The organism is Micromonospora sp. CNZ285, assembly GCF_004637285.1.
Map to the genome: position 1 here is coordinate 5,579,222 of NZ_SPQD01000001.1, position 25,605 is coordinate 5,604,826.

Genomic DNA, 25,605 nt, shown 5'->3' on the forward strand with positions numbered 1-25,605 from the left:
CCTTCCGGCCTGCCTTCTAGAGATCTGACGGACGATCCGCGCGGCTGAACAGCTCGAGCACCGTCTCGATGACGTGATCGAGACGATCCGGATCGCCGATCAGGGCGCCGACCTGCTCCGCGCCCATCGGGTCGTCGCCGGGAGCCCGGTCCAGACCGTGGGCCGCCGGGAGCGCGCCGAACACCGTGCCAAGGACCTCCGTGACGAGGACACGCAAGTCCTCGCCGGCGTCCCGCCGGCTCTTCATCAGTGCGATCGCCCGAGCGGCGAGCTCGAGCATCAGGGCGTCGTCCTTCTCGTGCCGCTCGACCAGGGCGAGCGGCTCAGGCTCGGCGTATTCGCCGGACGATTCACGCCGTGGGAAGTGCACCGGTGCCCGCTTGCGGCCGAGCGGCCGATCCACGTTCCGCTCGTACCAGGTCGGGCGCTGCCGCATCGCGGCCAGCACGGCCTCGATCTCGTCGGCGACCTGCGACTCTCCGGCGCTGTGGTCGCCGGTGCGCACGGCGCGCCGCGCAGACCAGGCGGAGAGCGGCCACAACGAGGAGCCTGCGGTCGCCTCGGTACCGACCCAGTCGAGGATCGCCATGGCCAGGTCCAACAACCAGGGGTCGCGGCCCACCGCCTCGGCCAGCCACTTCGGCACGCGCGGTCGTTGTGGTGCGCCCCGTTCACCACGTCGACGGCGGTAGCCGTCCACTGTCGCCCGCCGCATCCGCATGGTCAGCCAGCCCTCGAGGTTGTCGATCGGCACGTCGGCATGTGCGAACAGGTCGTCGAGAACCGCCTCGACGTCGTCATGGAAGCGGTCGAGGCAGTCGGGCGAGAGCCGCTGCACACCCATGGCGCAGATGTGGTGCCCACGCCCACGCTCGACCCGCCTGGTCACGCGCAGGAAGATCAGCGGCCAGGCGAGCTCGGCGGCGGCGGCGCGGAGCCGCCGGCGCTCCGCTTCGGCCGATGCAGCGAAATGCCGTGTGAGCGCGCCCTGCCGGGCCAGCTCACGGACGACATCCGTCGTGGCGGGTTGCTTCTCGGGACTGACCACGGCGAACTCCTCCGTACCTCGACGTTTGCATCGATCGTCTTGACGGGGTCGCGGTCGGGCGAGGCGTGGCGGTGGAGATACCGGGAAATGCGTACGTGGCCCGTCGCATGCGTACGGGCCACGTACCTTCCCGATCGGTCAGGACATCTCGCTCGGCGGACGCGGAGTCGGGTCGAGGGCGAGCACCACGCTGGAGGCGGTCGCCCCGTTGAGGAAGACGGTGACCGCCCGGCCGGCGCCGTCGTACAGCCCCAACTCGACGGTGGTGCGGTTGGTCATCGCCTCCCGGACCAGCCGCACCACACCGGATGCGTCAGCGTCGGCGATGAACCACTCGGCCGGGCCGATGATGAGCTTCTTGGTCATACTCGTACTCCTTGTCGTGATGGTGATTGGGACGGATCAGGCCACCTCGTCCACGCAGAACGTGAACGAGAAGTCTTGTGGGTGCCGCACGTGGCGGCCGATCCCGAACTGCTCCTGTGCCAGCAGAGATGTGCGGTAGAGCCCGACGCTCGGCCCCACGACACCGGTGAGCAGTTCGTAGGCCGTGTTGACCAGGACCGCTCCGGCGCCCACGAGGGCGACCGCGACGGCGGCGTGTGGCGCGGTCATGGCCAGTCCGGCGACCTCGGCGACGGCCCCGTGCACCACCGGGTCGGTGAGCTTCTTCTCGAGTAGCGAGCTGAGCGCCAGGCTGCCGGTGGTGTCCCGGGAGACCCACACCGCGATGTCCAGAAAGTGCTCGGCCGGCCCGTGATAGATGAGCACGTTGTCCATCGGAAGGCGGTCGCCGTCGCGTACGTTGCTGAACCGCATGGTCTCCGCGCGATAGACCGGCTGCCCGCTCGACCCGCCGGTGAGCACCACCGCGTCCACCCGGATGTCCGCGCTTCCCAACGCCCGGTTGCGGTGTACCACGAGTTCGGCGATGCGGACGGCGAGCTTTCCCGGCGCCGCGCCGCGTGGCGACAGCAGCCGGATCGGTTGCGCGGGTCGCTCGTCGACCAGGAACACGGCTCGTTCCGCCGTGGGAGGTGGCGTCGGACTGAGCATGAAATCGATCGGTTGAACGGCGTAGCGGACCTGGTCGGCGGGCGCGGGACCGACTTCACGAGTGGAGCCGGTGGCGATCTGTGCGAGCAGGTGGGCCAGTCCCGATCCAGTCGTCGGCCGGCCGTCTCCCCGTACACCCGGCCGTTGCAGGCTGGACACATCGATCGGACCGTCACTGACCAGGACCAGTACGGTCTCGGGTCGAGGTGCCGACATGTCGATACCGTCCGGCCAGTTGACGGCCACGCCGGTCAGCTCGTTACGGTCCTCGTTCCAGCCGTACGTGTAGGAGGCACCGGGCTCAAGTCGGACGCCACTCGGATCGGAGTGTGTGAGCAGCGCGATCCGGTACGAGACGCCGATGTCGACGAGTGACACGAACACATCGAGGTCGCCCTCGTTCGTCACCCGGAAGAAGATCCGCTCGTCGGCCTGCGCGAACAGGAGTTCCCCGGAGGGCGCGAGTGGCATCTCCCGGCCGCCGCGCACGCGGCCCCACTCGGTTCGTACCGACTGCCGTAGAGGTCGGCTCGGATCGCCGCTCAGCCGCCGCAAGGCCGTGGCCTGGGCGATCTGTCGGAGGTTGGCGACGACGGCACCGACGCCGGCTGGGCTCGGCCGGTACGGCAGGTGCAGCGGCCCTGCCTCGTCCCGCACCGCGAGGCGGCCCTGCTCATCGACGGTGACCTCGACGGTGACCTCGCCGGTGGTCTCCGCGTCCTGCGCGGCCAGTCGTAGCATCGGGTGCAGGACGATGCCCTCGGCGAGTTCCGCCGTCACCGGATGGTCCGACGGCAGCCGTACCGCCAGCGTAGGCGGCGCGGCGCTGGTGCGGTACGCGCGAGCGTCGGCCGGCACGGCCTGCCCCGGCGGCGTGAGTCGCAACTGCGCGGCGGCCGCTGCGGGCAGCAAGCGAGTGACCACCGCCTTGCCCAGCGCCGGCCCGTCGTGCGAGCTGGTGGCGTCTCCACGCATGATCGCGAACTCGTCGCCCGTCCGGACGCTGAGCAGCGGCGCGCCGAGCAGCCGGATCCGGTCCGGGCCGTCGACCGCGACGGGTAGCCCGTCCAGCGCGTCCGCTTCGGTTGTCTCGAACAGCCGGCGTCCGGAAGGCCCCTCGACCTCGGGTCGCTGCGCGGCCACGAATGTCTGCACCTCACGACGGATCGCGTCCACCAACGCGGCCCAGCTGATCCGCAGCCCGTCCGTCTCCCGCAGTGCGCGAGACAGCGCGTCGGTCAGCAGGCCCATCTCGACGCCGTCCCGGTTGACGGTCTCCCAGGACGAGCCGGACGGCGAACACGCCACCACTCGCACCGCATGCGGATTGCCGATCAACGGACGCCGGTCGATCGGAAGGCCGACGGCGACCAGCCTCTGTACCTGCCGTTCCACGCTCTCGTACGTCGGTCGCCACCGCGCCCGCGCGTCCCGCAACAGCGCCTTCACCCGCCGTTCGGGCTGCCGGGACATGTGCGCGGCGTGGCAGCAGTCGAAGATCACGGTGACGTTGTGGGTGCGATCGGTGAGCCCGGCGAGCAGCACTGAGAGTTCGACGTCGGTGATACCGCGGAAGTCGTCCTCGTCCGAGTCCGCGTAGTCGTCCGGCACGATGAACTGCAGGTCGCGGCCGTCGGGCGACCGTAGGCGACCACCGTGGCCGCTGTAGTAGACGACGACTGCGTCGTCCGTGCCGGCGTCGGCGGTCAGCTTCTCGTAGGCGTCGCGAATCCCGGCCCGGGTGGCGTACGGAGTGACCAGCCGCTGGACGTCGAAACCGCGCGGTGTCAACGCCTGCTCCATCGCGTCGACGTCGTTGAGTACGCCGGCCAGGCCGTGGGTCTGCGCACCGATCAACAGAGCTTTTCGCGTCATGCCCGTCACTGACGGACAGGCGGGCGTGTGGTCAGTCGAAGAGCCCTTCGCGACGGGCGAGGGCGATCGCCTCCACGGCGCTGTGCACGCCGAGCTTCGCGTACACCCGTTCGAGCTGCTTGTCCACGGTCCGCTTCGCCACGCCGCGGGCGTTTGCGATACCCACCGGGTCCTTACCTTCGTAGCGAAGGCGAAGGGTGTCCAGTTCCGCCGGGGTGAGGTCGAAGGGGCGCCGGGCCGGCGCCGGGCGATCGGCGAGGTCGAGGCCGATCCTCGCGGCGAGTTGCCGCACCCGGTCACGCAGGGGCACGGCGCCGAGAGTCTTCGCCACCTGGTAGGCGTTGCGCGCCGGTTCACGGGCTGCCTTCGGATCGGCGGCCGCGAGCGCCAGGGCCTGCCGCCAGTGGGCATAGGCGGCCGGGTAGGGCCGGTCGAGTCTCGCCCAGCCGTGCGCGACCCGCTTCCAGCCGGTGGCGGTGTCCGCGCCTCGGATACGCAGCCGTTCGGCCTTGCAGAGCAACACGAGTTGGTCGATCTCGTCTTTCGCCGGCTGTCGGCGAGCATCCGACGCGAGATGGGCGATCCGGTCGCCGTCGGCCGCTGCGCCGTGCGGATCGACCGTCGCACGGTCGGCCGCGCAGCGCATCCCCACCGCGCAGAGGCGCAGCAGCTCGAGCGCGTTCTCACCTCCACGCACCGCCGCCACGCCCCGGAGTACCTCGTCCGCCGCCCGCGCGAGATCGTTCTCGGCGAGTGCCAACTCCGCTCGGACTCCGTGCAACGGGCCCAGGAACCGAGGGTCCTCGCCGTGCTCCACGTTCTCGATCGAGGTGAGCAACTCGCGCGCCTGGTGGAGATCGCCACGCGCCACCTTGATCTCGGCGAGCGTGAGACGCGGATAGAGGCTTTCCGCCGGCAGCCGGTCCAGGGTCACCTCGGTGATGATCTTTTCGGCGTCGTCCCACTCACCCAGCAGCACGAGCGCGGCGCTCGAATTGTTGGCCAGCACCGTCCCCTGCCGCGTACCGGCCAGGTCGAACCGGCGGGCCTCGTCCAACGCCGCCATCGTCACCTCGGCGGATTCCCGCAGGCGCCCGGCGTGCTCCAGGACCAGACCCAGGTTTCCGTAGGCCCGGAAGAGATCCTCGATATGGTTGGCCGACCGGGCGATCTCGATGGACCGGCGCAGCCGCACCTCACCCTCCGGATCGCCGAGCATGCCGAGGGCCAGGCCGGAGATGTTGAGGGCCCGCCCTCGGACGGCCTCATCCTCGACCGTGGTCGCCATGGTCAACGCCTTGTCCGCGGTCCTGCGGCCCTCCTGGTAGTGCCCGGCCTGCAGGTGGGCGAGCGCGATCCCGGCCAGGACCCGAGCCTTCACGGCCGAAGGGCGGCTGTGGGCCAGCAACGTGGCCGCCTCGCGGAACACCTCACCGGACTCGGCCCGCCGACCGGCTTCCCACAGGTAGGTGGCGCGTCGCTCGTGCATCTCGCCCAGCCGATCGGGGTCGCCGTCGTGATCGGGTGCGTCGATGGCCTCCTCGACGAGTTCCAGGGCCTGGTCGACCCGTCCGGACCAGCGGGCCGCCTCGGCCGCCTCGGCGAGTAGCTGCGAGCGGGTCACACCGGCTCGGGCCTGCGGATCGGCGACGCGGTGCCACAACCGCAGGGCTCGATCGAACTGCACCTCGGCCGAGGAGAACGCCAACGTCCGGGCTGCTGCTCGGCCGGCCTGCACGGCGTACGTGAGCGCCTGCGGCCAGGCGCCCGCCTGATACCAGTGGCTGGCCTGCTCGGCTACGGCCGAGCCGTCGATCAGTGACAACCGGGGGTCGGCTGCCAACGCCTCGGCCATCGCGGTGTGCAGATCGACCTGAGTGTCCCGGACCGTCTCCTGGTAGACCACCTCGCGCAGCAAGGCGTGCCGGAAGCTGTAGCTGTCCTCCTGGCCGGCAACGAGCATCTGCTGGTCGAAGCACTCCTGCAACGCGTCCCGCAACGTCTCGGCCGGTAAGCCGCTCACCGTCCGCAACAGCCGCCGGCTCATCGCCCGCCCGGCCACAGCCGCGACCCGTAGCACCTTGAGAGCTTCCTCGCTCAGACCACCCAGGCGGGCGAGCATCACCGAGCGGATGTCCGGTGGCAGCTGGACGTCTTCGTCCCGACCGGCGAGGGCGCCGGCGGCCACCAACTGCTCGGCGTAGAACGGGATGCCGTCGGACCAGCGCAGGCAGCGCTCCACGAGCCGTGGATCGACGCGCCCGGGGCTACCCGCCGCGACGAGACGGCGCATCTCCTCCAGTGTGAAGGCCGGTAGCTCGAAGCGCTCGGTGCGGCGGAGGAACGTCGTGCCGGCCAGCAGTTGCCACAGTGGGTCGCCGCGCCGGGGGTTGGCGCGGTAACTGCACACGAAGAGAAGCCGGCGGCCGTCCGGGGGCGCCTGGGCCAGATGCCGCACCAGGTCGAGCGTCGAAGGGTCGGCCCAGTGCAGATCCTCCATGATCAGCACGACAGGGCTCTCCGCCCCGATGTGGTCGAGCATCCGGCGGACCGCCAGGAAGACCTGCTGGGGCGTGTGCATGGAGTCGCCCTCGAGATCGAAGAAGGCAGTCAACTTCCGGTACGCCGGGCCGCCGAGTTCCGCAGCCTCCTGGTCGCCGTGCTCCCGGCCGAACGTCTCCAACGCTTCGAGCAGCGGGGCGTACGGCATCGGGTCGCCGAAGTGCTCCTCACACGCGCCGGACAGCACGTGGACGCCGGATTCCCGTGCCTCCCGTGCGAACGCGGCCACGAGCCGGCTCTTGCCGACTCCCGGCTCTCCACCGATCAGTACCGTACGGGCCGTGCCCTGCCCCGCCTCGGACAGGCGGCGCCGCAATGTGTTCAGCTCGTGGTCGCGGCCGACGAACACCGGCTCCTCAGGCACGTACACCGTCCTTCGTCGAAGCTATCGACCGCGCCCGATCTCGATGATATCCAGCACCGTGGCGACGATCCGGTCCAGTTCGCTGCTGTCACGCAGCACCCGCTCCAGGCGGTCGTCGTACGCGCGCCCGAGGTGGCCTCCACCCGCGTCCGCGCCGAACACCGTGTCGAGCACCTCGGCGACCACTGCCGGAGCCGCCTCGCCCCGGGCGAGGCGCACCCGGATGAGTTGCACGGCCCCGTGAGCCAGCGCGGTGAGTAACCGCTCGTTCTCGGCCTCGGCATCGACCGGGACGTCGCCCCGATCGTCGAGGAGCGCTGACGAGGCGACCGGAGCCTGCTTGTGGCCGAGCGGCCCTTCGACGTACTGCTCGTACCACTGCGGACGGCTGCTCATGGCGTGCAGGACGGTGCGGATGTCGGCCTGCAGGTCCGTCTCGCCGTACGTCGACCAGCCACCATGCCGCTCGCAACGTCGTACCACCCAGCTCTCGGTGGGCCACAGCTCGTAGCCGGCGGTGGCCGGCGTACCCGCCCACAGCAGGATCTGGGTCGCCAGGTCGAGCAGCCACGGCTCGCGGCCCAGTTCGTCGGTTAGCCAGGCCGGCACGCGGGGACGCTGCAACGCCCCATGCTCACCACGCCGTCGTCGGTGCGCATCGACAGTGGCCGGGATCAGACGGCTGGCGATCCAGCCCTCCAGGTTCTCTATCCGTGCGCTCGCTTTGCGGGCCACGTCGTCGACCACGGCCTCGACGTCGTTCTCGAACCGGTCCAGGCATTCGGCCGCCAGGTGTCGCACCGAGGCGGCGCAGCTGACATGGCCCCGGCGCATCTCGATCTTGCGGGTGAGTCGCTGATACACGACCGGCCAGGCGATGGAGTACGTCGCACCGGTGAGCCGCGAACGGCGCGGGCCCGAGGCGCCCGCGATCGTGGTAGCCAGCAAACCCTGGCGCGCCAGATCCCGGACCTCGTCGACGCCGTCGGTGTGGGGCGATCCGAGCACCGCACCCTCCTCATAGTGGACCAACGAAGGTGACTCACCTTGAACCAGGGAATTGCGCACGGTGAACGGCGAGATGAATCGTTTCAGTCGCCGGTCAGTCGAGGCGATGCGCGGCTCAGAGGTCGGGTTATCACCGATTGGTCCACAACGGAGGGTCGAGAGGACGATAGATCCGGATGAACGTCGTAGTCCGAAAGCATGACCCTGTCTTGATCGGAAACGGCCTGCCGGTGGGAGCAAATTGCGGGCATGCTGGCGGTGGGCTCGACTCGACGGCCGACAGGAGCGCACCCATGGACGAGGATCCGACCTCCGCCGAGCTGCGCGAATACCTCACGTCGGAGCTGCGCGAGGCGGGCGCGGCAGCCGTTCGCGCCGGTGCGGATCCGGACGCCGTGACGGCTGATCTGAAAGAGCGGCTCCGGCGGATCAACGAGATGCTGGCCGCTGCGGAAGAGCCCACCCGTCCAGACCCGGTCGACTGACCGAGGCACTCACCGGCGCCTGAGTCGGCAATCGGTCAGTGGCGAAACTGTTCTGGTCAGAGGCGCACCTGCCGAATAAGGCCCGTTCGCCGAAGGCCATCTGGCGGCTCCTGCGCCGGGGGTGCTGCCGAGAGTCGAGTGCGCGCCCGGGTCGGTGCCGAGCTGCTGCACCCCGAGACGAACACGGCCGCCTCGGCCGCCACCCTGCCGCTGCCCGACATCTGCACCGTGGTCCTCGGCCTGGCGGCCTTCCGACCTGATCTTCGCCACCCGCTACGGTCAGCCGGTCGAGCTACGGAACGTCAACCGCTCCTGGGACCGGCGCTGGGAGGCGGCGGGAGTCCGACGGATCACCGTGCGGGATGCCCGGCGGACCTGAGCCTCGCGGCTGGCCAGCCTCGACGTGCATCCCCGGTGTCCAGTTCGCTAACGGTCTGTAGCGATACCGGCATACTGACCCGCGGAAGAGTGGGCCGCCAGGGACTCGAACCCTGAACCTATGGATTGCCGGCGAACTGGCTGGGTCGGGCGCGGTGCGAGGTCATCGTGCCTGCTGGCGCGCTTCTCGGCTTGGTTCGGCCGGCACGGTTGCTGTACTTCGCTGCTGTACTGCTGGCATCAGATCAGCCGCTGGATGCGGACCTTAGGGCGCTCGTTCCTGAGGTGGCCTTGCTTGTGCTGGCGGACCTGCTCCTCCCAGACCTCCTGGTCGTAGTCCAGGTCTGGAGGGGTCCACTTGTGAGAGCCGTCGCTGTAGTGGAACTTCTCGTCCCCGGGCCGAAGGATGCTCATCGGGTCCAGCCGAGGAATCGGTGGTGCAGGTGGCCGGCGGGGACGTGGGCCAGGTCCTGGGCGGCGTCGATGAGCTGGGCAGCCAGGTAGAGAGCCATCGACACCGGGGCGCGGTCGTACTCCGCTCGCAGCTCCCGCCGCCGCGTCTGGCAGGGCCAGTCGGCACCGCAGCCGCCGCAGCTCCAAGCCGGTGTGACCGGGAGGTGAGTCGTCATCTCCGCAGCTCCTTCGCCGCCTGGTTCGTTGGTCGGGCGTCTTGCCGGTCGTCCTCAGAAGGCCAGTGGCCTCGATTGATCGGTATCCGATGCGTCGTACGACAGGTCAGCTCGCTTCCGCATCGGCAGACCCTCCGCCATCGCTCCCATGACCAGACCGGCCGGTGCCGCCTGGCCAGAGTGAGCGCGACGGCGATCAGGTACTCCTCGTACGAGACACGAGGCATCGGGCCTCCCTCGGCTCTCGACCAAGGTCGCGGGTGTTCCCGCAGACCGGCTAAGCGCAATGCCGCAGCTCGCATCACCGTAACGACGTAGGACTGTAGATACAATAAGATGTAGAGCTGTTGGACACGTAGCGTCACTTTCGTGATCGACCCGAGTGCGGATCGCGCCGTGTTCCGGCAGCTCGCAGACCTCCTGCGAGACCGGATCACCTCTGGCGACCTCGCGCCCGGGGCTTCACTTCCCAGCGAGCTGCGGTTGGCTCAGGAGTACGGGCTGAGCCGCACCAGCGTCCGACAAGCGGTAGCACTGCTCCGGTCGGAAGGGCTCGTAATCGTGGAACCGCCGCGCGGCACGTTCGTTCGCGCCGTCGAACCAACCGAGACGGTAACGCTCCTCAAGGGCGACACCGCCACCGCTCGGATGCCTACCCCTGTCGAGCGGCGCGAGCTGGAGATGGGCGAGGGCATCCCGGTCATCGTGATCTTCCGTGCCGACGGTTCCCGCGAGCTGTACGCCGCCGATCGCATCCGCGTCGGCCGGTAGCAGCGGCTGATGACCCCTCGCTTGTAAGTTCTGGGCGTTTCGTCCGGTGGGATCCGTCGGTGCCCGCGACCTCAGTCGACCGTCCGCGCATGGCGGCCGACATCTCTCCTCGTCCCGGCCGGTTGCTGTCACCGCTGCTGTCAACAGCAGCCTGTTGACACAGCAAGATATCCAGGGAGCATGACGAAGCAAGAAGCAGCCCGACAGCTTGCGGCCCGGACCGCCATCGAGGTCGGAACCGTAGGCGTTGGTCTCGCTGTTGCTGGTCCGGCGGGCGCGCTAGGAGCCGCTTTCATCAAGCCGGCGCTTGAGCTAGTCGCCGTTCGGGACCGTCGCGGACTCCGCAACATTGAGCGTCTTGTAGAAGCCATCACAGAGTCAACCGGCCTGTCGGCGGAGGAGATCGAGAGTTGGGCCAAGAGCAAGGACGGCCGGCTCATGTTGACCACGGGTGCCATTCAAGCCGCATACTGCACCATGTACGACCGCAAGGTCGCGGCACTCGCTGCTGTGCTGACCGAGAACCTCCAAGACGATGCACGTCTAGATCTGGGGATCCTCATCGTCACCGCTCTCGCCGATCTCGAAGCTGCTCACGTCCGGGTCCTAGACGCCGTCGCCGGCGGCTTACTCCCCCCTCGCCCGGACGGCGCAGACCAGCTCCCCGGAGTCGCACTTCAGTCTCAGCTTGAAGAGCAGTTCCCCAACCTAGCCGCAGGAATTGTGCCGCTGATGTCTGCCCTCGTGCGGCACGGCTTGGCGGAAGACCGGCTCGCCCACGCCGACGACAATGCTGCATGGGCCGTGACGCCCTTCGGCCGCAGCTGCCTGCGGTACCTCCAGGACAGCACGTTGGGGAGTTGAAGCGGAACTGAGAGCCGCCGTCCCCGTACCAGCGAGAACGCCGGTCCGCACCTGCCCATGCCGCGTCTCAGGCTGCCATCGTTGGCGACTGCTTGACGACGTTTGACGGCATCTTGTGCCCCCTGTGTGCCCCAGAGGGACCGGCGCGCTTGACCCTTTAGCGACGGCCCGGGGCAACCGCTCGCTTGTAGGTGCTGGGCGCTCCATCCGGTCAGGTTCCATCCGCATCCGCCCGCCTGCGGCCCAACCAGAGCAGACGTGCTGCTTGGTTAGCCACCCCAGCTCAAACCCTCCGCCTAGGAACTGGCCGGGTCTAAGGCGGTGGGCGGCGGTGAAACTGCCCTATGGAACCGCTCACCAAATGCGCTCCGTATAATATACCCATTTGTGCAGCGCAGTCGCTTTACCATAAACCCTACGTTGAAGCGAATGAATTCCGGCCGCTCTTTAATCCAACTATAAGTGCTCTTACCAATCAAAGAAGCTTCGTAGCCGACTCTAATCAGACCTAGTCGCTCCCAATTGTCGACCCACGCAGGTTGAGCCGGTTCCTCTATGGGTTCGCCGTTGTTTGGGTCACGGAGGTCCATAACGTGTGTCAGCAGAACGTCGTAGCCGACCTCCGGCCGATAGTCGTCTAGACGGACCACCGGAGTCTCTATCGCGACGAGCACGGTGTTGAGCAAGGCCGTTTCTTGGGCGCTCAATTGCTTGATCACTTCAACGAATGCCGGGTGGGCATTTTCAGATCGGCGATCGTCTGCAGCCGTCGTGAGCAGGTTTAGATACATCTCTTTTAGGTTGGGCTCTTCGAAGCTATAACTCAATCCCTGCATTGCCGGGACCGCAATACTCGGGGGCGGTGTGACCATGTGATCATCAGGTATGCCGGCCGTCTTGGCGGCCATCTCTTCCGGAAAGACGTCTTCAAAGTACGCTTGACTTACCCCAATCATTCGCGCGAAGGGCTGATACAACTTGAGCTTTATGCGCTCCTTCACCGCGATTCGCGCCGCCGCCGTGCGAGCTGCCGCCTTGAACTCGGAGGTTTCTTGAGCGGCTTGCAGTAACTCATCCCGCGTCTTGTCGTCTTGGCCGAGGGCCTTCTGACCAATCACCTCAACCGCCTTGCCGGCGGCGACAAATTCTGCGCCAGTCACTCTTGCCACTCTAGTGTGAGCTGCGCCATCCCGTCTGCCGTCGACCCGCCCTCCCGGGGAGCGGGCCGCCGCCCGGGACGCCACGTCAAGACGGCCTTGACGCACGGTCGGACACTGGCGGGTCGGGCGGTGGTCTGCTCGGCTTGCCCGGGTCGATGGCAGACGGGATGGCCTGCGCAACCGCCCACGGACCGCAACACGCCGACGGGGTTGCAACCATCTCGGAGCCCGAGCGCCCCCGCCGGAGGCGCAGTAACCGCTACCTCGCGACCGCCGCCAGCTCGCCGACGCGGCCGTGCGCTCCCCTACGCCGCGCGGGCTCATGGCCGCGTGGCCCGGCCGGCTGCCGGCCCACCACCACCCGGTCAACCGCTCTGTCGTTCTGCGGCGGCCCATTGGGCTCCCCGCTTCCGCGCCAGCCGCCGGGCGTGTTGCGTGGCCGGAGTCGGAGCGCCAGCGGAGCGACGGACGCGCGCCCAGGCGGCGGCGCGTGCGGCCCGTCGAGGGCCGCCTTGATAGACGTACAGAAAGTCCTCCCACACAGGCCAGCGGCGGGCTCCCGCGCCGCTTGATGGGTCGCGTGTGAGCGCGTAGAAAGCCGGTGGTTCGGCAACGGGCGGTCGGGCTACGGTTCGCGGATGAGCATCCTGCCCGGGGCGACGAGACAGTCGTTTGCGGGTCGCAATCTTCGGCATCGCACCCTGGACAGGCACTCCTTCAAGTTCTGCGATTTCCGGGGCGTCGACCTTCGGGGCGCCTCTCTTCGAGGTGCTCGCTTCGCTGGCTGCGATCTGCGGGATGCTGACCTGCGCGATGCGGATCTTTCGTACGCGCAGTTCACCTACGTGAGAACACACGATCCGGAGTACGGGCGCACAGACGTAACCGGGGCACGGTGGGACGGGGCCACCCTCCGAGGCGTAATCACGGAGCGCGTCCTTGGGTGGCCGATGGCCTCTCAGACTCCGGCATTACTTCGGGTTGACGTGTCGGTACCCGGTGCTACTCTGGCGTTCGTCGAGCACGCCAGCGCGGCCTTGCTGCCGGATCGCTGGACTCGACGTCGGAGATGCTGAGCGGCCTTCCTGCCGCTGATGCGGGCCACGCCCCGCCGGCTCTCATCGCGTCGGCCACCATGCCGGTTCCCCGAATCTGCTAAGCGGCCCAGCACGGCCTTTGCCTGCCGTCCACGTTGGCCCGGATTCGCTGATCTCCACGGGTGGGGGCAGCCTGCGGCAACTCGCCGGATGCCGATATCCCAGGCTCCCCACCCGTGCCGGCCTCGATGCCAAAACCACGAGCGTGAAAGGACATGACCCATCGGCGGGAAGTGGCCCGACCACACTTCCGCCCTCCGGCGTCAGCCGCCTTCTCGGCGGTGCCAGGAGACACGACGAACACCACCAGCGGACAGGCGTCCACGGCTGGTGGTGCTTCGTCTTCCGTCCCTGCCACCCCCGCACGAGGAGACAGCCATCTTCACCACCTACCGCCCCGGCCTCGCCGCCGGTCGTGACGCCCAAGTCCTGCACCGCGCCGCTACGCCGGGGTTCTCCGGCTGGCTGGAGCACACCCGCCCCGCCGGCTCGCCCGGTCCGCCTCACCGGCACGATCGCCGCCGTCGACCGCGATACCGGCCGAGTCCTGAGCGAGCAGCACACCGACGAGCTGCCCGACCGGACGCTGTACAAGGCGTGCGGTAACCGCCGCGAGTCGGTGTGCCCGGACTGCGCCTGGGTCTACCAGGGCGACGCCTACCAAGTTGTCTGTCGCGGCCTTACCGGCGGCAAGGGCGTCCCCGCATCGGTCGGTCGGCACCCGGTCGTCTTCGCCACCTTCACCGCCCCGTCCTTCGGCCCGGTCCACCACCGCCACGTCCCACGCCACACCTGCCGTAACCGGCAACGCTGCGACTGCCGACCCGCACCCTGCCGCGCCCGCAGCAACGCCGGAACCTGCCCGCACGGGCAGCCCATAGCGTGCTTCGCCCGCCACGACGCCGACGATCCGCGGCTGGGCCAGCCGTTGTGCCTCGACTGCTGCGACCACGCCCACCAGGTCGTCTGGAACTACTTCTCCGGCGAGCTGTGGCGACGCACCAAGCAGGCGTTCGACCGCCACGTCGGCGCAACGTGCCGTCGACGCGGCATTCCGAAGGTCGGCGTCGTCACCGCCTCCGGCAAGGTCCGCTGGGTGCCGCCCGTGCGGGTGTCCCACGGCAAGGTCGCCGAGATGCAGCGCCGGGGAGCGGTGCACTTCCACGTCCTGCTGCGCCTCGACGGCGTCGACCCCGACGACCCGGACACGCTCGTACCGCCACCGGACGGCATCACCGTCGATGACCTGGAAGACGCGATCCACGCCGCCGCCCGGCAGATCACCGTCACCACACCCCCGCACCCCGACCAGCCGCAAGGCTGGCTGGTCGCCTGGGGCGAGCAGGTCGACGTCCGCCGCATCAACACCGCCGGTGGCGAGCTGACCGACGGCAAGGTCGCCGCCTACCTCGCCAAGTACGCCACCAAGGCCACCGAAGCCACCGGCCACAGCTCCACCCGACTCACCCCCTCCACGGTTGACGACTACGCCGACCCCGGAGGCGACCATGTCGCCCGCCTCATCGACGCCTGCTGGCACCTCGGCCGCCCCACCCAGACCAACAGGAGCGGCGGCGCCGCAACAGCCGGCGACCGTCAAGACAGCCTTGACACCAAACCCAACGTCTACGCCGGGCTGCGCCGCTGGGCACACATGCTCGGCTACGGCGGCCACTTCCTCACCAAAGCCCGCCGCTACTCCGTCACCTTCGGCCAACTCCGCGCCACCTACCGCCGCGAAGAGGACGACGAACCCGCCGACACCATCAGCGTCGGCACCCTCACCTACCTCGGCTCCGGCTGGCTCACCGAAGGCGACGCCCTGCTCGCCAACACCGCCGCAAGGCAGCGACGCGAGAGCAGACGCATCGGACGGGAAGAACTCGCCCACGAAACCTGGCTCACCGGAGCCGCCGCATGACCCACGACCTCCGCCCCCGCTGGTACTCGCCGGCAGAAGTCGCCGTGCTGCTCGGCTTCGGCATCTCCAAGGTCAAGATGAAGATCGCCACCGGCGAACTGCGCTCCATCAAGGACGGCAAATACCGCCGCATCCTCCCCGAATGGGTCGACGACTACATCCGCGAACAGGTCGAACGCCAGGAGGCCGCCTGATGCCCGGCCGCGCACGAGCCAACGGCGAAGGCTCGATCTTCCCCTACCGGAACGGGTTTGCCGCGTACGTCTGGGTCGAGAAGCCCGACGGTAAGCGGGGCCGGAAGTGGGTCTACGGCAAGAGCCGCGAGGAGGTCCACGACAAGTGGATCAAGCTGCACGGGCAGGCCAAGGCCGGCCCGGTGGCGACCCGCTCCCCGACCGTGGGGGAGTACGCCGGCTACTGGCTACGCGAGATCGTCAAGCCGAACCTCGCCCGGGCAGCTACGTCACCTACGAGGTGGTGGTCCGGCTCTACCTCGTGCCGGGGCTGGGCCGGAAGCGCCTCGACAAACTCCGCGTCAGCGATGTGCAGACCTGGATCAACGAGGTGGGACGGACCTGCCAGTGCTGCGCCCAGGGCAAGGACGAGCGGCGCAATCCGGCCCAGCGTCGCTGCTGCGCCCTCGGCCGCTGCTGCCAGGATCTGCCCTCGGCAACCAGCGTCACGCACCTGCGGACCGTGCTCCGGACGCTGCTATCCCAGGCGATCACCGAAGGGCTGATCTCCCGCAATGTCGCATCCCTGGTGAAGCTGCCGCCGGTACGGAAGCGTAAGCGGAAGGCGTGGACGAGCGACGAGGCACGGCGGTTCCTGGAGTCGGCCCGTGCCGACGATGACCCGCTCTACGCCGCGTACGTCCTGGTCCTGGTGCTCGGTCTGCGCAAGGGCGAGATGCTGGGGCTCACCTGGGCGGACATCGACCTCGACGCGGGGGAGTTGACCATTGACCGGCAGCTCCAGCGGGTCGGTTCCGAGCTACTGCACCGCGAGACGAAGACGGCCGCCTCGGACGCCACCCTGCCCCTGCCGGACATCTGCACCGTGGCGCTCGACCGCCGTCGCACCGCGCAGACCGCCGCCCGGGACACCGCCGGTCCGGCCTGGCAGCCCTCGGATCTGATCTTTACTACCCGCTACGGGCGGCCGATCGAGCCGCGCAACTTCAACCGCTTCTGGGACCGTCGCTGCGACGCGGCAGGCGTCCGGCGGATCACCGTCAGGGACGCCCGGCGGACCTGTGCCTCGCTCCTGGCGGACCTGGACGTGCATCCCCGGGTGGCAATGCAGATCCTTCGGCACGCGCAGTTCGCCATCACCATGGAGATCTACACGGTGGTCTCGTCGGCGGCCACCCGGGATGCCCTCAAGCGGCTCGGCAGCGCGCTGGACCGGTGAGCGCTACTGCTGTACTTCGCTGCTGTACCGGCCCGGATCACAAAACAGCGGCCCGAACAAAGGGCCGCTGAGCTGGAACAAAGTGGGCCGCCAGGGACTCGAACCCTGAACCTATGGATTAAAAGTCCACAGCTCTGCCATTGAGCTAGCGGCCCGCACGGCACAGGTTACCCGAAGCCGATCAGCCCGGCGTGCGTCGCGCATCGACCCTCCGACCACGCCCCGACACCGACACGACGCCGCTTCGGGGCCCTCCGCTGCGTCCTCGGGCCGCTACGCTTCGGCAATGTCGAGCTGGCGCCGGCACGGCCCCAAGGCGGAAGCCGCACTGGTGCCTGCCGTCGCCCTGGTGGCCCTGCTCGGCCTGGTGGTGCAGTCGGAGGGCATCGACACCACCGCCGAACTCGTGGCGCTGCTTGTCGTCCTGGCCTCCTCCGCAGCGCTCTACCTGCGCCGCCGATACCCCGTGGCGGTGGGCGTGGCAGCGCTGGCCGCTGTCGCCGCGTACGGGGCACTGCTGCACCGGCCTGGGCCGATCATGCTGGTGTTCGTCGTGGCGCTGTACACGGTCGTCGACGAGGGGTACCTCGCTGTCGCGGTGGGGCTCGGCCTGGCCTCTGTCGTCTCGTTCGCCGTCGCCGACAGTTACACCCGGACTGGGGTCAGCGGGAACGGCGCGACGCTGCTGCACGCCGGCTGGCTCGTCGCGGTCATCGTCGGCGTGACCCGTAACCGGCGGGCCTATCTCGCCGAGGTGCAGGCCCGGGTGCTCGCCGCCGAGCAGCGTAAGGAGGAGGAGGCCCGCCACCGGGCCACCGAGGAGCGGCTACGGATCGCCCGCGAATTGCACGACCTGCTCGGCCACCACCTGTCCCTGATCAGCGTGCAGGCGAGCGCCGCGTTGCATCGGCCCGATCCGGAGCGGTCCGCGGAGGCGCTCACCGTGATCAAGCAGACCAGCCGGGAGACGCTGCGCGAGCTGCGGGCGGCGCTGGGCGTGCTCCGGCAGGAGGGTACGTCGCCGAGCCGGCCCGCGCCCGGTCTCGACCGCCTCGACGAGCTGGTCACGGCGGCTGGGCGGTGCGGGCTGACGGTGCGTACCGAGGTGACGGAGACCGGGCCGCTGCCGCCGGAGGTGGATCTGTCCGCGTACCGGATCGTTCAGGAGGCGCTCACCAACGTGAGCCGTCACGCGGGCGCGACCACAGCGGTGGTCCGGGTCGTGCCGGACGGCGACGAGGTGCTGGTGGAGGTGGGGGACGACGGCGCCGGTCCCGCCGGCCCGCCCGGGAACGGGATCCTCGGCATGGGCGAGCGGGCCCGGGCGCTGGGCGGCTCGCTCACCACCGGGCCCGGGCCGGACGGCGGATTTCTGGTGCGGGCCCGCCTTCCGCTGCGGCCCGCCCCGCTGCCGGTCCCGGCGCCACGCACGGCACAGGGGGAGACGACATGATCCGGTTGCTGCTCGCCGACGACCAGACTCTGGTACGCGCGGGCTTCCGCTCCATCCTCGACGGCGAGGACGGCATCGAGGTGGTCGGCGAGGCCGCCGACGGCGCCACGGCGGTACGGCTGACGCGGGAACTACGGCCGGACGTCGTCCTCATGGACATCCGGATGCCGCTGCTGGACGGGCTCGCCGCCACCCGGGAGATCGTCGCCGGCACCGCCGCCCGCGTGATCATCCTGACCACCTTCGACCTGGACGACTACGTCTACGGCGCGTTGCGGGCCGGCGCGAGCGGCTTCCTGGTCAAGGACACCGAGCCGGCGGAGCTGATCCACGGCGTCCGGGTGGTGGCGCGGGGCGACGCGTTGATCGCCCCGGCCGTCACCCGCCGGCTGATCGCCGAGTTCGCCGCCCGGACCCGGCATCCGGACCCGGGCCCCCGGCTGAACGCGCTCACCGAACGGGAGCGGGAGGTGCTCGCCCTGGTCGCCGCCGGACTGTCGAACGACGAGATCGCGGCCCGGCTGGTGCTCAGCCCGGCCACCGCGAAGACGCACGTCAGCCGGATCATGACGAAGACGCGGGTACGGGACCGGGCTCAGCTCGTGGTGCTCGCGTACGAGTCGGGGCTCACCGTGCCCGGCTGGCTCACCGCCTCCTGACCGAGCCGCCGGGACAGACCGAGCGACCGGGCCGGCGCGAGCCGCCGGGACGGAACGAGCGACCCGGTCAGGCGGTGCGACGGGAACGGGCCAGTGCCAGCCCGCCCAGCACCGCCCCGAACAGCCCCAGCGCCACACCGGCGACCGCACCGGCACGCCCCTGACCGCTGCCCAGACCCTCGGTGGTCAGCGCCAGATGCCACGCGCTGAGGACCAGGCTGACCAGTCCGGCCGCGGCAGCCACCAGGGCCTGGACCCGCCCCTCGCCCGGCCCTCGGCGGGAGCGGCTTAGTGCCAGCCCGCCGACGACCACGCTGGCCAGGCCCACCAGGGCGATGACTGTGGCGCCGGCCCGCCCGGAGCCGCCGATGCCACCGGCGGCGAACGAGGTCTGCGCGGCCGGGGCGAACTCTCCGACGACTGTGGTGGCGAGCAGGTGACGGATCGACATTCTGGAACTCCCTCGGGTCGCGGCAAGTGGTGACGGCGGCAGCGTATGGACGGGGATCGCCGCCGGTCGTCGCCCCGGGGTCGTCGATCGGGCTACCACCACGGGAGTACGCGCTGCGCCCGCGTACCCCAGGGGTTGTCGTCGCCAGGCGTGAACGGCGGCGGCCGGGGAACCTGGGCGACCATGCGAGTCACGAGCACCGCCGCCGTGGCGGCGTCCCGCGAGGTGCCGGGCGACGACGGCGTACGCCGGCCCGGCGGTGAGGTGCACGCCTGGCTGCCGGGCCGGAACCAGACGCTGTGCGGGCTGCCGCTGAGCCGGACCCGGCTGCGCCGTTTCCCGCATGTGCCGTTTGACTACTCCGGCACCGACGTGCTCACCGAGGCCGACCCGGAGGGCTGGCTCTGCCCGCGCTGCCTGGCCGCCACCTCGGGTCGCCGCGATCGGGAGAAGGGCTGGGCGCGGACGAACCCCCGTCCGTGAGCGGTTGCTGCCCGGTTCAGCGGGTACCGCACCCGTCATGCGCATCGTGATCGTGGGGGCGACCGGCAACGTGGGGACGGCAGTGCTGCGCCGGCTGCGGCGGGAGGCGGGCACCGAGCTGGTCGGCGTGGCCCGGCGGCTGCCCGGACCGGACGCCGGTGAACCGTACGACGACGTGGAGTGGCACTCCTGCGACATCGGCGCACCGGGCGCCGCCGACCAGCTCGTGCGGATCTTCGCCGGGGCGCGGGCAGTAGTGCACCTGGCCTGGCAGATCCAGCCCAGCCACGACCGGCGCACGCTCCACCGGACCAACGTCGGCGGCAGCCGCGCGGTGATCGAGGCCGCCGTCCGGGTCGGCGTTCCGGCCCTGGTGTACGCCTCATCTGTCGGCACCTACGCGCCCGGCCCGAAGAACCAGCCGGTCAGCGAGAACTGGCCGGCGACCGGTGTGGAGACGTCGTCGTACAGCCGGGACAAGGCGGAGGTCGAGGCACTACTCGACGGCGTGCAGCGGGAGCACCCGAAGCTGCGCGTCGTACGGCTGCGGCCCGGACTGATCTTCCAGCGGGAGGCCGGTACGGAGATCAGCCGCTACTTCCTCGGCCCGCTGGTGCCGGTGCGGCTGCTGCGGTACGGCCGGGTTCCGCTGGTGCCGTCGAACCGGCGACTACGGATGCAGGCGGTGCACGCCGACGACGTGGCGGACGCGTACGCCCGGGCGGTCGTGGGGGATGCGAACGGCGCCTTCAACGTGGCGGCCGACCCGGTGCTGACGCCGGAGCTGGTGGCCCGGCACTTCCACGGCTGGACGCTGCCGGTGGCGGTGCCGGTGCTGCGCGCCGCGGCGGCGCTGACCTGGCGGGCGCGGCTGCAACCCGTCGACACCGGGTGGGTCGACCTGGCGCTGAACGTGCCGCTGATGTCCAGCCACCGCGCCGAGACCGAACTCGGCTGGAGCCCGGGCGTCGACACGGTGACCGCCCTGAAGGAGCTGTTCGCCGGGATGGCCGCGCGGGCCGGTACCGACGCGCCGCCGCTGTCCCCGGACCCGACGCTCCCCGGTCGACCCGCCGCCCTGACCAGAGGTCACCTCCCCGGCCACCCCAACCCCTACTGACCCCGCCCCTCGCGCCCTCGCCCTACCTCGCAGGGCGCGAGGGCGCGGGCGGGGCGGGTCAGGAGATCTGGGCGCCTAGGAAGAAGATGCCGGGGTGGCCCTTTGTCTCGAAGCCTCGGCTGGGGTTCCTCCGCAGGGTGCTGCTGTCGATCTTCAGGGTGCCGGTGCGGTTGTTGCTGACGAAGAAGATCGCGCCGCCGCCCTCGTTCGCGCTGTTGTCCTCGATCACCGTGCCGGCGATCCGTACCGCGAACTCGTTGCCGTCGCAGTAGATCGCGCCGCCACTGCCGCCACCCGGCGTGCCGCCCCGGGCCGGGTTCGCCCCAGTGCCGACCGCGCGGTTGTCCCGGAAGACGCTGTTCAGCACCGTCCAGGAGACGCCGATGCTGCTCAGCGCCCCGCCGTTGGCGCACACCCCGCCGGTGAAGGTGCTGCTCACCACGTACACCGGTTTGTTCTCGAACTGGCTCAGCACGCGCAGTGCGGCGCCTCCGAGGTCGGGGCCGGTGCGGTCGCAGCGGTTGCCGACGAACCGTGAGTTGATCACGGCGAACCGCCCGCCGCGTACGAAGATCGCGCCGCCTCCGCCGCCCTCGGTCTTCTCACCAGTGGCGTCCCCGTCGGCGAACGTCAGGTTCTGCACGGTGAGCCGGGGGTGGTCCTGGTTCTGGCAGTGCGAGGTGGTCCAGCCCTGCGCCTCGTCGCAGGTGTTCATGTAGAGGATCCGGCGTTTGCCGCCGCCGCTCAGCGTGACAGTGCCGCCGCCGTCCAGCACGACGCGCGGGCCGTGCGAGTTCACCACCTTCGCGGTGGCCTTCATGGTGATGGTGACCGGCGCGGGCCCGCAGTCGAAGGTGATCAGACCGCCGGCCGCGACGGCCTTCACCACCGCCTCCGAGGTGCAGCTCGCCGGGGTGCCGCTGCCGACGGTACGGGTCGGGCGCGAGGTGTCCACCGGACGTGCCTCGGCCGGTACGGCGGCTCGGCCGGCCGGGTTGCCGGCGCGGAACGTGACGGTGGCAGGGCTGGGGCTCGGCCGGGCGCTGCCGAGACCGGCCCGCCCACTCGGGGAGGCCACCGGGGCGGCACCGGAGGCAGCCGGCGTGGCGGCGGCCGGGGCGGAATCAGGGGCCGGATCGTCGTCACCGCAGGCGGGGAGCGTCGCCGTCGCCAGGGCGAGGACGAGCAGAGTGACAGCCGACTTCACGCGCACCGCCCGATGCTAGGAGGACCGGCCACCCCGGCACGACTCCACAGACGATCCTTAACCCACCGCTAAGCCGAAGCCGCCGACAACGGCGGCCACGTGAAAGCGGCACCGGAGGCCGAGCACGCCGGTCAGGCGTGCGAGAGCGCGAACGAGACAAGGAAACCGAGTACGGTGATCAGCCCGACCAGCAGGTGCGCGTCGGCGAACGCCTCCGGGACCATGGTGTCGGTGATCATCGCGAGGATCGCGCCCGCGGCGAGCGCGGTGATCGTCGCCAGCACCTCGGGTGGCGCGCCGCCGAGCAGCGTGTACCCGGCCAGCGCGGCCGCCCCGGAGATCAACGCGATGGCCGTCCACAGCCCGAACACGTACCGCCGGGTACGCCCGGCCTGCCGCATGCCCGCCGCGCTGGACAGCCCTTCCGGCACGTTGCTGAGGAACACCGCGATGACGGTGACCAGGCTGACCGGGCCGCCTGCGAGCAGGCTCGCGCCGATCACCACCGATTCGGGTACGCCGTCGAGCAGCGCGCCGACTGCGATGGCCGTACCCGAGCCGGGCTGTTCCCGCTCGGAGGGCTGCTCGTCGCCGGAGCGCTTGCGGTGCCGCGCGCCGTGCCGGGCCAGCAGCACGTTCATCCCGGTGTACGCGAGCGCGCCGATGGCCGCACCGATCACCACCGGCCGCAGGCCGCCCTGATCGTGCGCCTCGTCGATCAGCTCGAACGAGACGGCGGACAGCAGCACGCCCGCCCCGAACGCCATCACCGAGGCGGTCATCCGGCGCGGTACGCGCGCGAAGAACCCGACGGCCGCCCCGATCAGCAGGGCCGACCCGGCGAGCAGGCCCCAGAATCCCGCTTCCAGCCACTCCGGCACGCGCTGGACCCTACCCCCGGACGCGCGCCGTCAACCGGGTCAGAAGTCGGCGAACAGGTGCGGCAGTTCCCGGGGGAAGAGGCGGCGCAGCTCACCGGCCGCGTCCACAGGCACCTCACCCAGTCCGCGTACGACCACCTCGGCCGGGTCGAGCACCCCGTACGCCAGGGCGGACAGCCCGGCGGCGGTGAGCCGCGCGGTCGCCACGCTGCCCTCGGCGGCGGTCTGCGCCGGCAGCACCGCCAGCTTGCCCGTGGTGCCGTCGAGCAGGTGACGACCGGCGAGCCAGCGGTCGCCTACTACCTCGATCAGTACCCGGCCGACCCCGACCGGCTGCTCGGCGAGCGCGTCCAGGCTGAGCAGCCGGGCCATCGGCGCGGTCGGGTCGGGCCGGGCCACCCGCGCCTCCACCTGCACGTCGAGGTCGGTGAGCCACAGCTCGGGCAGTTCGTCGGGGGTCACCTGGACGCTGATCCGGGCCACCTGGTCGACGTGCCGGGCGAAGAACTGGAGCACCGACGCGCGGGCGTACGCGTCGTCGACCAGCAGGTCGTCGGCGAACAGCGTGCCGGCGTGGTCGTCGATGCGGTAGGTGACAGCGCCGACCGTCTCGCCGCCGCGCACCACGCTGACCAGCCAGCGGTCGTCCCGGTCGCGCAGCCCGACCGCCCGGAAGTCCGGGAAGACCGCGAAGCCGTGGCGTTCGCGCAGGCACCGCTCGGTGTACGCGCGCCACCGCGCATACCCCGCGCCGATCCGCTCCCAGACCAGCTCGTCGGGCAGCTCGGCGCGCAGCAGCGGCGCCAGGTCCGCCGGGTTGAAGATCGCGGTACGCCGCCGGGGCAGCCCGATGTAGCCGAAGCGCTCGTAGAACGAGGCGCGGAACGGGTGCAGCGCGGTGAGCTGGTGGCCCTCGTCGCGTACGCCGTCGAGGAGCTGCTGCATGAGCGTGCGGACGTGGCCGCGCCGGCGGGCCAGCGGATGGGTGGCGACGCCCGCGACACCGGCCATCGGCAGCACCGCGCCGCGCAGGTTCTGCCGCATCGGTATCGCCGACACGGCCGCCGCGGTGACCCCGTCCTCCTCGGCCACCAGCGTCGTGTTCCCGGCGTTGTACGGCAGGTACGCGCGGAACTGGTCGGTCCGGGTGGCGCCCATCGGCGAGGCCTCGAACGCGTACGCCTGGAGCGGGAAGCTGGTGGTCAGTCGTTCATCGGCGGCCAGCCGGCGGATGTGCATCCGTTCATCCCAACCGCACCGGGCGCGGTCCGCAACCGGAAAGGGCGCCCGCTCACGCCTCGGTGACGTCCGAGATGACCACCGTCACGTTGTCCGGCGCGCCGGCCTGGTGGGCCAGTTTCACCAGTTGCTCGCCGCACTGCTGGCGGTCCCCGTAGGTGGCGAGCGCCGCCGCGATGGCGGCGTCCTCCACGTAGTCGGAGAGGCCGTCGCTGCACAGCAGCAGCCGGTCGCCGGGGAAGACGGTGAGCGCCCCGACGGCGGGCGGCGCGTCGGAGCCCTGCACCGCGCGGGTGACGAGCGAGCGCTGCGGGTGGTGCCGGGCCTGGTCGCGGGAGAGCGCGCCCTGGTCGACGAGCGCCTGCACGAACGTGTCGTCGCGGGTGAGCTGGGTCAGCTCGTGGTCGCGCAGCAGGTAGCAGCGGGAGTCGCCGACCTGGGCCAGGACCAGGGTGTCCCCGGCGAGCAGGGCGGCGGTGAGCGTCGTACCCATGCCGTCGCGGGCCGGGTCCACCGTGATGGCCGCGCGGATGCGCTGGTTCGCGGTGCTCACGACGGCGCGCAGCGCGTCGGCCGCCTCGTCGGCGCCGGTGGGCGGCGTCAGCTCGTCCAGGATCCGGATGACGATCTCGCTGGCCACCTCGCCGGCGGGGAGCCCGCCCATGCCGTCGGCCACCGCCACGAGGCGGTCACCGGCGAGGGCGGAGTCCTCGTTGTTGGTCCGGACGAGGCCGACGTCGTTGAGGATGGCCGAGCGGAGGATGAGCGTCATGACGACAAGCTTGCCAAGAAGAACGGGTCCGCGTCTGCACGCGCTGGCGGGTCTGCTGAAAGAAATGTCATCAGCTTGCATCCTGGGTATGCGTCAACTGTCCGGTGTGGACGGACGAGGATAGCGCAGCAGGAGGCTCGCTTGAACCTCCTCCTCGCCCACCGCCGCGTAGGTGTGCGGCACGTCGGAGGTCCACCGCAGGTAGCCCCCGGGACCGGCGGTCAGCGGGGCGTCGGCCGGGCCGGCGCGGAGTACGCCGGAGAAGACCGTCACGTGTTCGGTCACGCCCTTGGAGTGGGCGGGGGAGAGCTGCGCCGGCCCCGGCCCGACCCGCATCCGGTACAGCTCGTATGTCGCCTCCCGGTCGTCGAACACCTCCAGCAGCGTGGCGCCGACCGCGGCCCCGCGTACGGTCGGCGCCTGGTCGGGCGTGGCGAGCACGGCGGTCAGCGGTACGCCGAGCTGCGCGGTGATCGCGTACAGGGTCTCCAGCCGGGGGTTGCGCACGCCGTTCTCCAGACCGGAGAGCGTGGCCTTGCCGACGCCCGCGAGGCGGGCCAGCTCGGACAGGGAGATGCCCCGCTCGGTGCGGAGCGAGCGGATGCGCCGGCCGACCTCCCGGGCGCCCCGGTCATCGGCTGGTGCGGCGGCTGTCATGGGGGCTATCGTGCTACACCGTGCCGTTCCGTAAACGGAACGGTCGGAGGAG

At 70.4% G+C, this 25,605-nt stretch carries 23 protein-coding genes, 1 tRNA gene and 2 pseudogenes; 11 read left to right on the forward strand and 15 right to left on the reverse strand.

The window, feature by feature from the left end; all coding sequences use genetic code 11:
- Positions 1 to 16 precede the first annotated feature (16 nt).
- The 5 genes from CLT75_RS25550 to CLT75_RS25570 form a co-directional block, all read right to left on the reverse strand.
- Positions 17 to 1,048 carry a hypothetical protein gene (locus CLT75_RS25550; RefSeq protein ID WP_135242807.1) on the reverse strand — a complete coding sequence of 344 codons (1,032 nt, stop codon included), beginning with the start codon at positions 1,046 to 1,048 and terminating at the stop codon, positions 17 to 19.
- Positions 1,049 to 1,186: 138 nt separating this feature from the next.
- The gene (locus CLT75_RS25555) at positions 1,187 to 1,414 is read right to left on the reverse strand and encodes a hypothetical protein (protein ID WP_135242808.1); all 228 of its coding nucleotides are present in this window, start codon (positions 1,412 to 1,414) and stop codon (positions 1,187 to 1,189) included.
- A gap of 36 nt (positions 1,415 to 1,450) precedes the next feature.
- Positions 1,451 to 3,979 (reverse strand): caspase family protein, encoded by a 2,529-nt coding sequence (locus CLT75_RS25560; RefSeq protein ID WP_135242809.1) that lies wholly within the window; start codon positions 3,977 to 3,979, stop codon positions 1,451 to 1,453.
- A 31-nt stretch (positions 3,980 to 4,010) separates the two neighbouring features.
- Positions 4,011 to 6,905 (reverse strand): AAA family ATPase, encoded by a 2,895-nt coding sequence (locus tag CLT75_RS25565; protein ID WP_167796962.1) that lies wholly within the window; start codon positions 6,903 to 6,905, stop codon positions 4,011 to 4,013.
- Positions 6,906 to 6,926: 21 nt separating this feature from the next.
- Positions 6,927 to 7,913 (reverse strand): hypothetical protein, encoded by a 987-nt coding sequence (locus CLT75_RS25570; protein ID WP_135242811.1) that lies wholly within the window; start codon positions 7,911 to 7,913, stop codon positions 6,927 to 6,929.
- Between the two features lie 293 nt (positions 7,914 to 8,206).
- Between CLT75_RS25570 and CLT75_RS25575 the strand changes: the two genes are divergently transcribed.
- Positions 8,207 to 8,398: a hypothetical protein gene (locus CLT75_RS25575; protein WP_091414270.1), complete on the forward strand. Its 192-nt coding sequence runs from the start codon at positions 8,207 to 8,209 to the stop codon at positions 8,396 to 8,398.
- 618 nt (positions 8,399 to 9,016) lie between these two features.
- Here CLT75_RS25575 and CLT75_RS32785 read toward each other — a convergent pair.
- Entirely contained in the window at positions 9,017 to 9,190 is a 174-nt protein-coding gene (locus CLT75_RS32785) for a hypothetical protein (protein ID WP_167796963.1), read from the reverse strand.
- Complete coding sequence (locus CLT75_RS25585) at positions 9,187 to 9,405, reverse strand: flavin reductase (RefSeq protein ID WP_135242812.1); 219 nt, start codon at positions 9,403 to 9,405, stop codon at positions 9,187 to 9,189. Before CLT75_RS25585 ends, CLT75_RS32785 begins: the two co-directional genes overlap by 4 nt.
- A 369-nt stretch (positions 9,406 to 9,774) precedes the next feature.
- On the opposite strand from CLT75_RS25585, the gene CLT75_RS25595 reads away from it, so the two are divergent.
- Entirely contained in the window at positions 9,775 to 10,176 is a 402-nt protein-coding gene (locus CLT75_RS25595; RefSeq protein WP_069088172.1) for a GntR family transcriptional regulator, read from the forward strand.
- Positions 10,177 to 10,356: 180 nt separating this feature from the next.
- A complete protein-coding gene (locus CLT75_RS25600; RefSeq protein ID WP_135242814.1) occupies positions 10,357 to 11,040 on the forward strand; it encodes a hypothetical protein in 684 nt (227 codons plus the stop codon).
- Positions 11,041 to 11,336: 296 nt separating this feature from the next.
- Here CLT75_RS25600 and CLT75_RS25605 read toward each other — a convergent pair whose 3' ends face one another.
- Complete coding sequence (locus CLT75_RS25605; protein WP_167796964.1) at positions 11,337 to 12,200, reverse strand: DUF4393 domain-containing protein; 864 nt, start codon at positions 12,198 to 12,200, stop codon at positions 11,337 to 11,339.
- A gap of 638 nt (positions 12,201 to 12,838) precedes the next feature.
- On the opposite strand from CLT75_RS25605, the gene CLT75_RS25610 reads away from it, so the two are divergent.
- From CLT75_RS25610 to CLT75_RS25625, 4 genes and pseudogenes are all read left to right on the forward strand, one after another.
- A complete protein-coding gene (locus CLT75_RS25610; protein WP_135242816.1) occupies positions 12,839 to 13,276 on the forward strand; it encodes a pentapeptide repeat-containing protein in 438 nt (145 codons plus the stop codon).
- A gap of 399 nt (positions 13,277 to 13,675) precedes the next feature.
- Positions 13,676 to 15,218: pseudogene (locus CLT75_RS25615) on the forward strand (replication initiator).
- Entirely contained in the window at positions 15,215 to 15,412 is a 198-nt protein-coding gene (locus CLT75_RS25620) for an excisionase family DNA-binding protein (protein ID WP_107075187.1), read from the forward strand. Before CLT75_RS25615 ends, CLT75_RS25620 begins: the two are co-directional and overlap by 4 nt.
- Positions 15,412 to 16,631: pseudogene (locus CLT75_RS25625) on the forward strand (tyrosine-type recombinase/integrase). Before CLT75_RS25620 ends, CLT75_RS25625 begins: the two are co-directional and overlap by 1 nt.
- An 83-nt stretch (positions 16,632 to 16,714) precedes the next feature.
- Here the strand turns inward: CLT75_RS25625 and CLT75_RS25630 are convergent.
- A tRNA-Lys gene (locus CLT75_RS25630) sits at positions 16,715 to 16,786 on the reverse strand.
- Between the two features lie 131 nt (positions 16,787 to 16,917).
- Here CLT75_RS25630 and CLT75_RS25635 point away from each other — a divergent pair.
- Entirely contained in the window at positions 16,918 to 18,084 is a 1,167-nt protein-coding gene (locus CLT75_RS25635; RefSeq protein ID WP_135242817.1) for a sensor histidine kinase, read from the forward strand.
- Positions 18,081 to 18,743, forward strand: coding sequence for a response regulator (locus CLT75_RS25640; protein ID WP_135242818.1), 663 nt, complete (start codon positions 18,081 to 18,083; stop codon positions 18,741 to 18,743). The genes CLT75_RS25635 and CLT75_RS25640 overlap by 4 nt, the downstream gene beginning before the upstream one ends.
- Positions 18,744 to 18,810: 67 nt before the next feature.
- On the opposite strand, the gene CLT75_RS25645 is transcribed toward CLT75_RS25640, so the two are convergent.
- Positions 18,811 to 19,194, reverse strand: a complete 384-nt coding sequence (locus CLT75_RS25645; RefSeq protein WP_135242819.1) for a DUF6223 family protein — start codon at positions 19,192 to 19,194, stop codon at positions 18,811 to 18,813.
- A 183-nt stretch (positions 19,195 to 19,377) separates the two neighbouring features.
- Here CLT75_RS25645 and CLT75_RS25650 point away from each other — a divergent pair, with 183 nt between their 5' ends.
- Together CLT75_RS25650 and CLT75_RS25655 are read left to right on the forward strand one after the other, a co-directional pair.
- Positions 19,378 to 19,677 (forward strand): hypothetical protein, encoded by a 300-nt coding sequence (locus CLT75_RS25650; protein ID WP_091332063.1) that lies wholly within the window; start codon positions 19,378 to 19,380, stop codon positions 19,675 to 19,677.
- 37 nt (positions 19,678 to 19,714) lie between these two features.
- Complete coding sequence (locus CLT75_RS25655; RefSeq protein WP_135242820.1) at positions 19,715 to 20,797, forward strand: NAD-dependent epimerase/dehydratase family protein; 1,083 nt, start codon at positions 19,715 to 19,717, stop codon at positions 20,795 to 20,797.
- A 58-nt stretch (positions 20,798 to 20,855) separates the two neighbouring features.
- On the opposite strand, the gene CLT75_RS25660 is transcribed toward CLT75_RS25655, so the two are convergent.
- The 5 genes from CLT75_RS25660 to CLT75_RS25680 form a co-directional block, all read right to left on the reverse strand.
- On the reverse strand, positions 20,856 to 22,004 hold the full coding sequence (locus CLT75_RS25660) for a hypothetical protein (protein ID WP_135244128.1): 1,149 nt from the start codon (positions 22,002 to 22,004) through the stop codon (positions 20,856 to 20,858).
- Positions 22,005 to 22,135: 131 nt separating this feature from the next.
- Positions 22,136 to 22,885: a ZIP family transporter gene (locus CLT75_RS25665; RefSeq protein ID WP_135242821.1), complete on the reverse strand. Its 750-nt coding sequence runs from the start codon at positions 22,883 to 22,885 to the stop codon at positions 22,136 to 22,138.
- 39 nt (positions 22,886 to 22,924) lie between these two features.
- Positions 22,925 to 24,124: a GNAT family N-acetyltransferase gene (locus tag CLT75_RS25670; protein WP_135242822.1), complete on the reverse strand. Its 1,200-nt coding sequence runs from the start codon at positions 24,122 to 24,124 to the stop codon at positions 22,925 to 22,927.
- A gap of 52 nt (positions 24,125 to 24,176) precedes the next feature.
- On the reverse strand, positions 24,177 to 24,896 hold the full coding sequence (locus tag CLT75_RS25675) for a PP2C family protein-serine/threonine phosphatase (RefSeq protein WP_013283512.1): 720 nt from the start codon (positions 24,894 to 24,896) through the stop codon (positions 24,177 to 24,179).
- A 93-nt stretch (positions 24,897 to 24,989) separates the two neighbouring features.
- On the reverse strand, positions 24,990 to 25,553 hold the full coding sequence (locus CLT75_RS25680) for an XRE family transcriptional regulator (protein WP_135242823.1): 564 nt from the start codon (positions 25,551 to 25,553) through the stop codon (positions 24,990 to 24,992).
- Between the last annotated feature and the right edge of the window lie 52 nt (positions 25,554 to 25,605).

What these genes read in the sequence shown, in the direction of transcription:
- CLT75_RS25620 (WP_107075187.1), top strand. Translation starts at nt 15,215, where the DNA reads ATGACCCACGACCTCCGCCCCCGCTGGTACTCGCCGGCAGAAGTCGCC.
- CLT75_RS25675 (WP_013283512.1), bottom strand. Translation starts at nt 24,896, where the DNA reads ATGACGCTCATCCTCCGCTCGGCCATCCTCAACGACGTCGGCCTCGTC.
- CLT75_RS25610 (WP_135242816.1), top strand. Translation starts at nt 12,839, where the DNA reads ATGAGCATCCTGCCCGGGGCGACGAGACAGTCGTTTGCGGGTCGCAAT.
- CLT75_RS25600 (WP_135242814.1), top strand. Translation starts at nt 10,357, where the DNA reads ATGACGAAGCAAGAAGCAGCCCGACAGCTTGCGGCCCGGACCGCCATC.
- CLT75_RS25645 (WP_135242819.1), bottom strand. Translation starts at nt 19,194, where the DNA reads ATGTCGATCCGTCACCTGCTCGCCACCACAGTCGTCGGAGAGTTCGCC.
- CLT75_RS25635 (WP_135242817.1), top strand. Translation starts at nt 16,918, where the DNA reads ATGTCGAGCTGGCGCCGGCACGGCCCCAAGGCGGAAGCCGCACTGGTG.
- CLT75_RS25650 (WP_091332063.1), top strand. Translation starts at nt 19,378, where the DNA reads ATGCGAGTCACGAGCACCGCCGCCGTGGCGGCGTCCCGCGAGGTGCCG.
- CLT75_RS25555 (WP_135242808.1), bottom strand. Translation starts at nt 1,414, where the DNA reads ATGACCAAGAAGCTCATCATCGGCCCGGCCGAGTGGTTCATCGCCGAC.
- CLT75_RS25585 (WP_135242812.1), bottom strand. Translation starts at nt 9,405, where the DNA reads ATGACGACTCACCTCCCGGTCACACCGGCTTGGAGCTGCGGCGGCTGC.
- CLT75_RS25560 (WP_135242809.1), bottom strand. Translation starts at nt 3,979, where the DNA reads ATGACGCGAAAAGCTCTGTTGATCGGTGCGCAGACCCACGGCCTGGCC.
- CLT75_RS25575 (WP_091414270.1), top strand. Translation starts at nt 8,207, where the DNA reads ATGGACGAGGATCCGACCTCCGCCGAGCTGCGCGAATACCTCACGTCG.
- CLT75_RS25670 (WP_135242822.1), bottom strand. Translation starts at nt 24,124, where the DNA reads ATGCACATCCGCCGGCTGGCCGCCGATGAACGACTGACCACCAGCTTC.
- CLT75_RS25680 (WP_135242823.1), bottom strand. Translation starts at nt 25,553, where the DNA reads ATGACAGCCGCCGCACCAGCCGATGACCGGGGCGCCCGGGAGGTCGGC.
- CLT75_RS32785 (WP_167796963.1), bottom strand. Translation starts at nt 9,190, where the DNA reads ATGAGCATCCTTCGGCCCGGGGACGAGAAGTTCCACTACAGCGACGGC.
- CLT75_RS25655 (WP_135242820.1), top strand. Translation starts at nt 19,715, where the DNA reads ATGCGCATCGTGATCGTGGGGGCGACCGGCAACGTGGGGACGGCAGTG.
- CLT75_RS25640 (WP_135242818.1), top strand. Translation starts at nt 18,081, where the DNA reads ATGATCCGGTTGCTGCTCGCCGACGACCAGACTCTGGTACGCGCGGGC.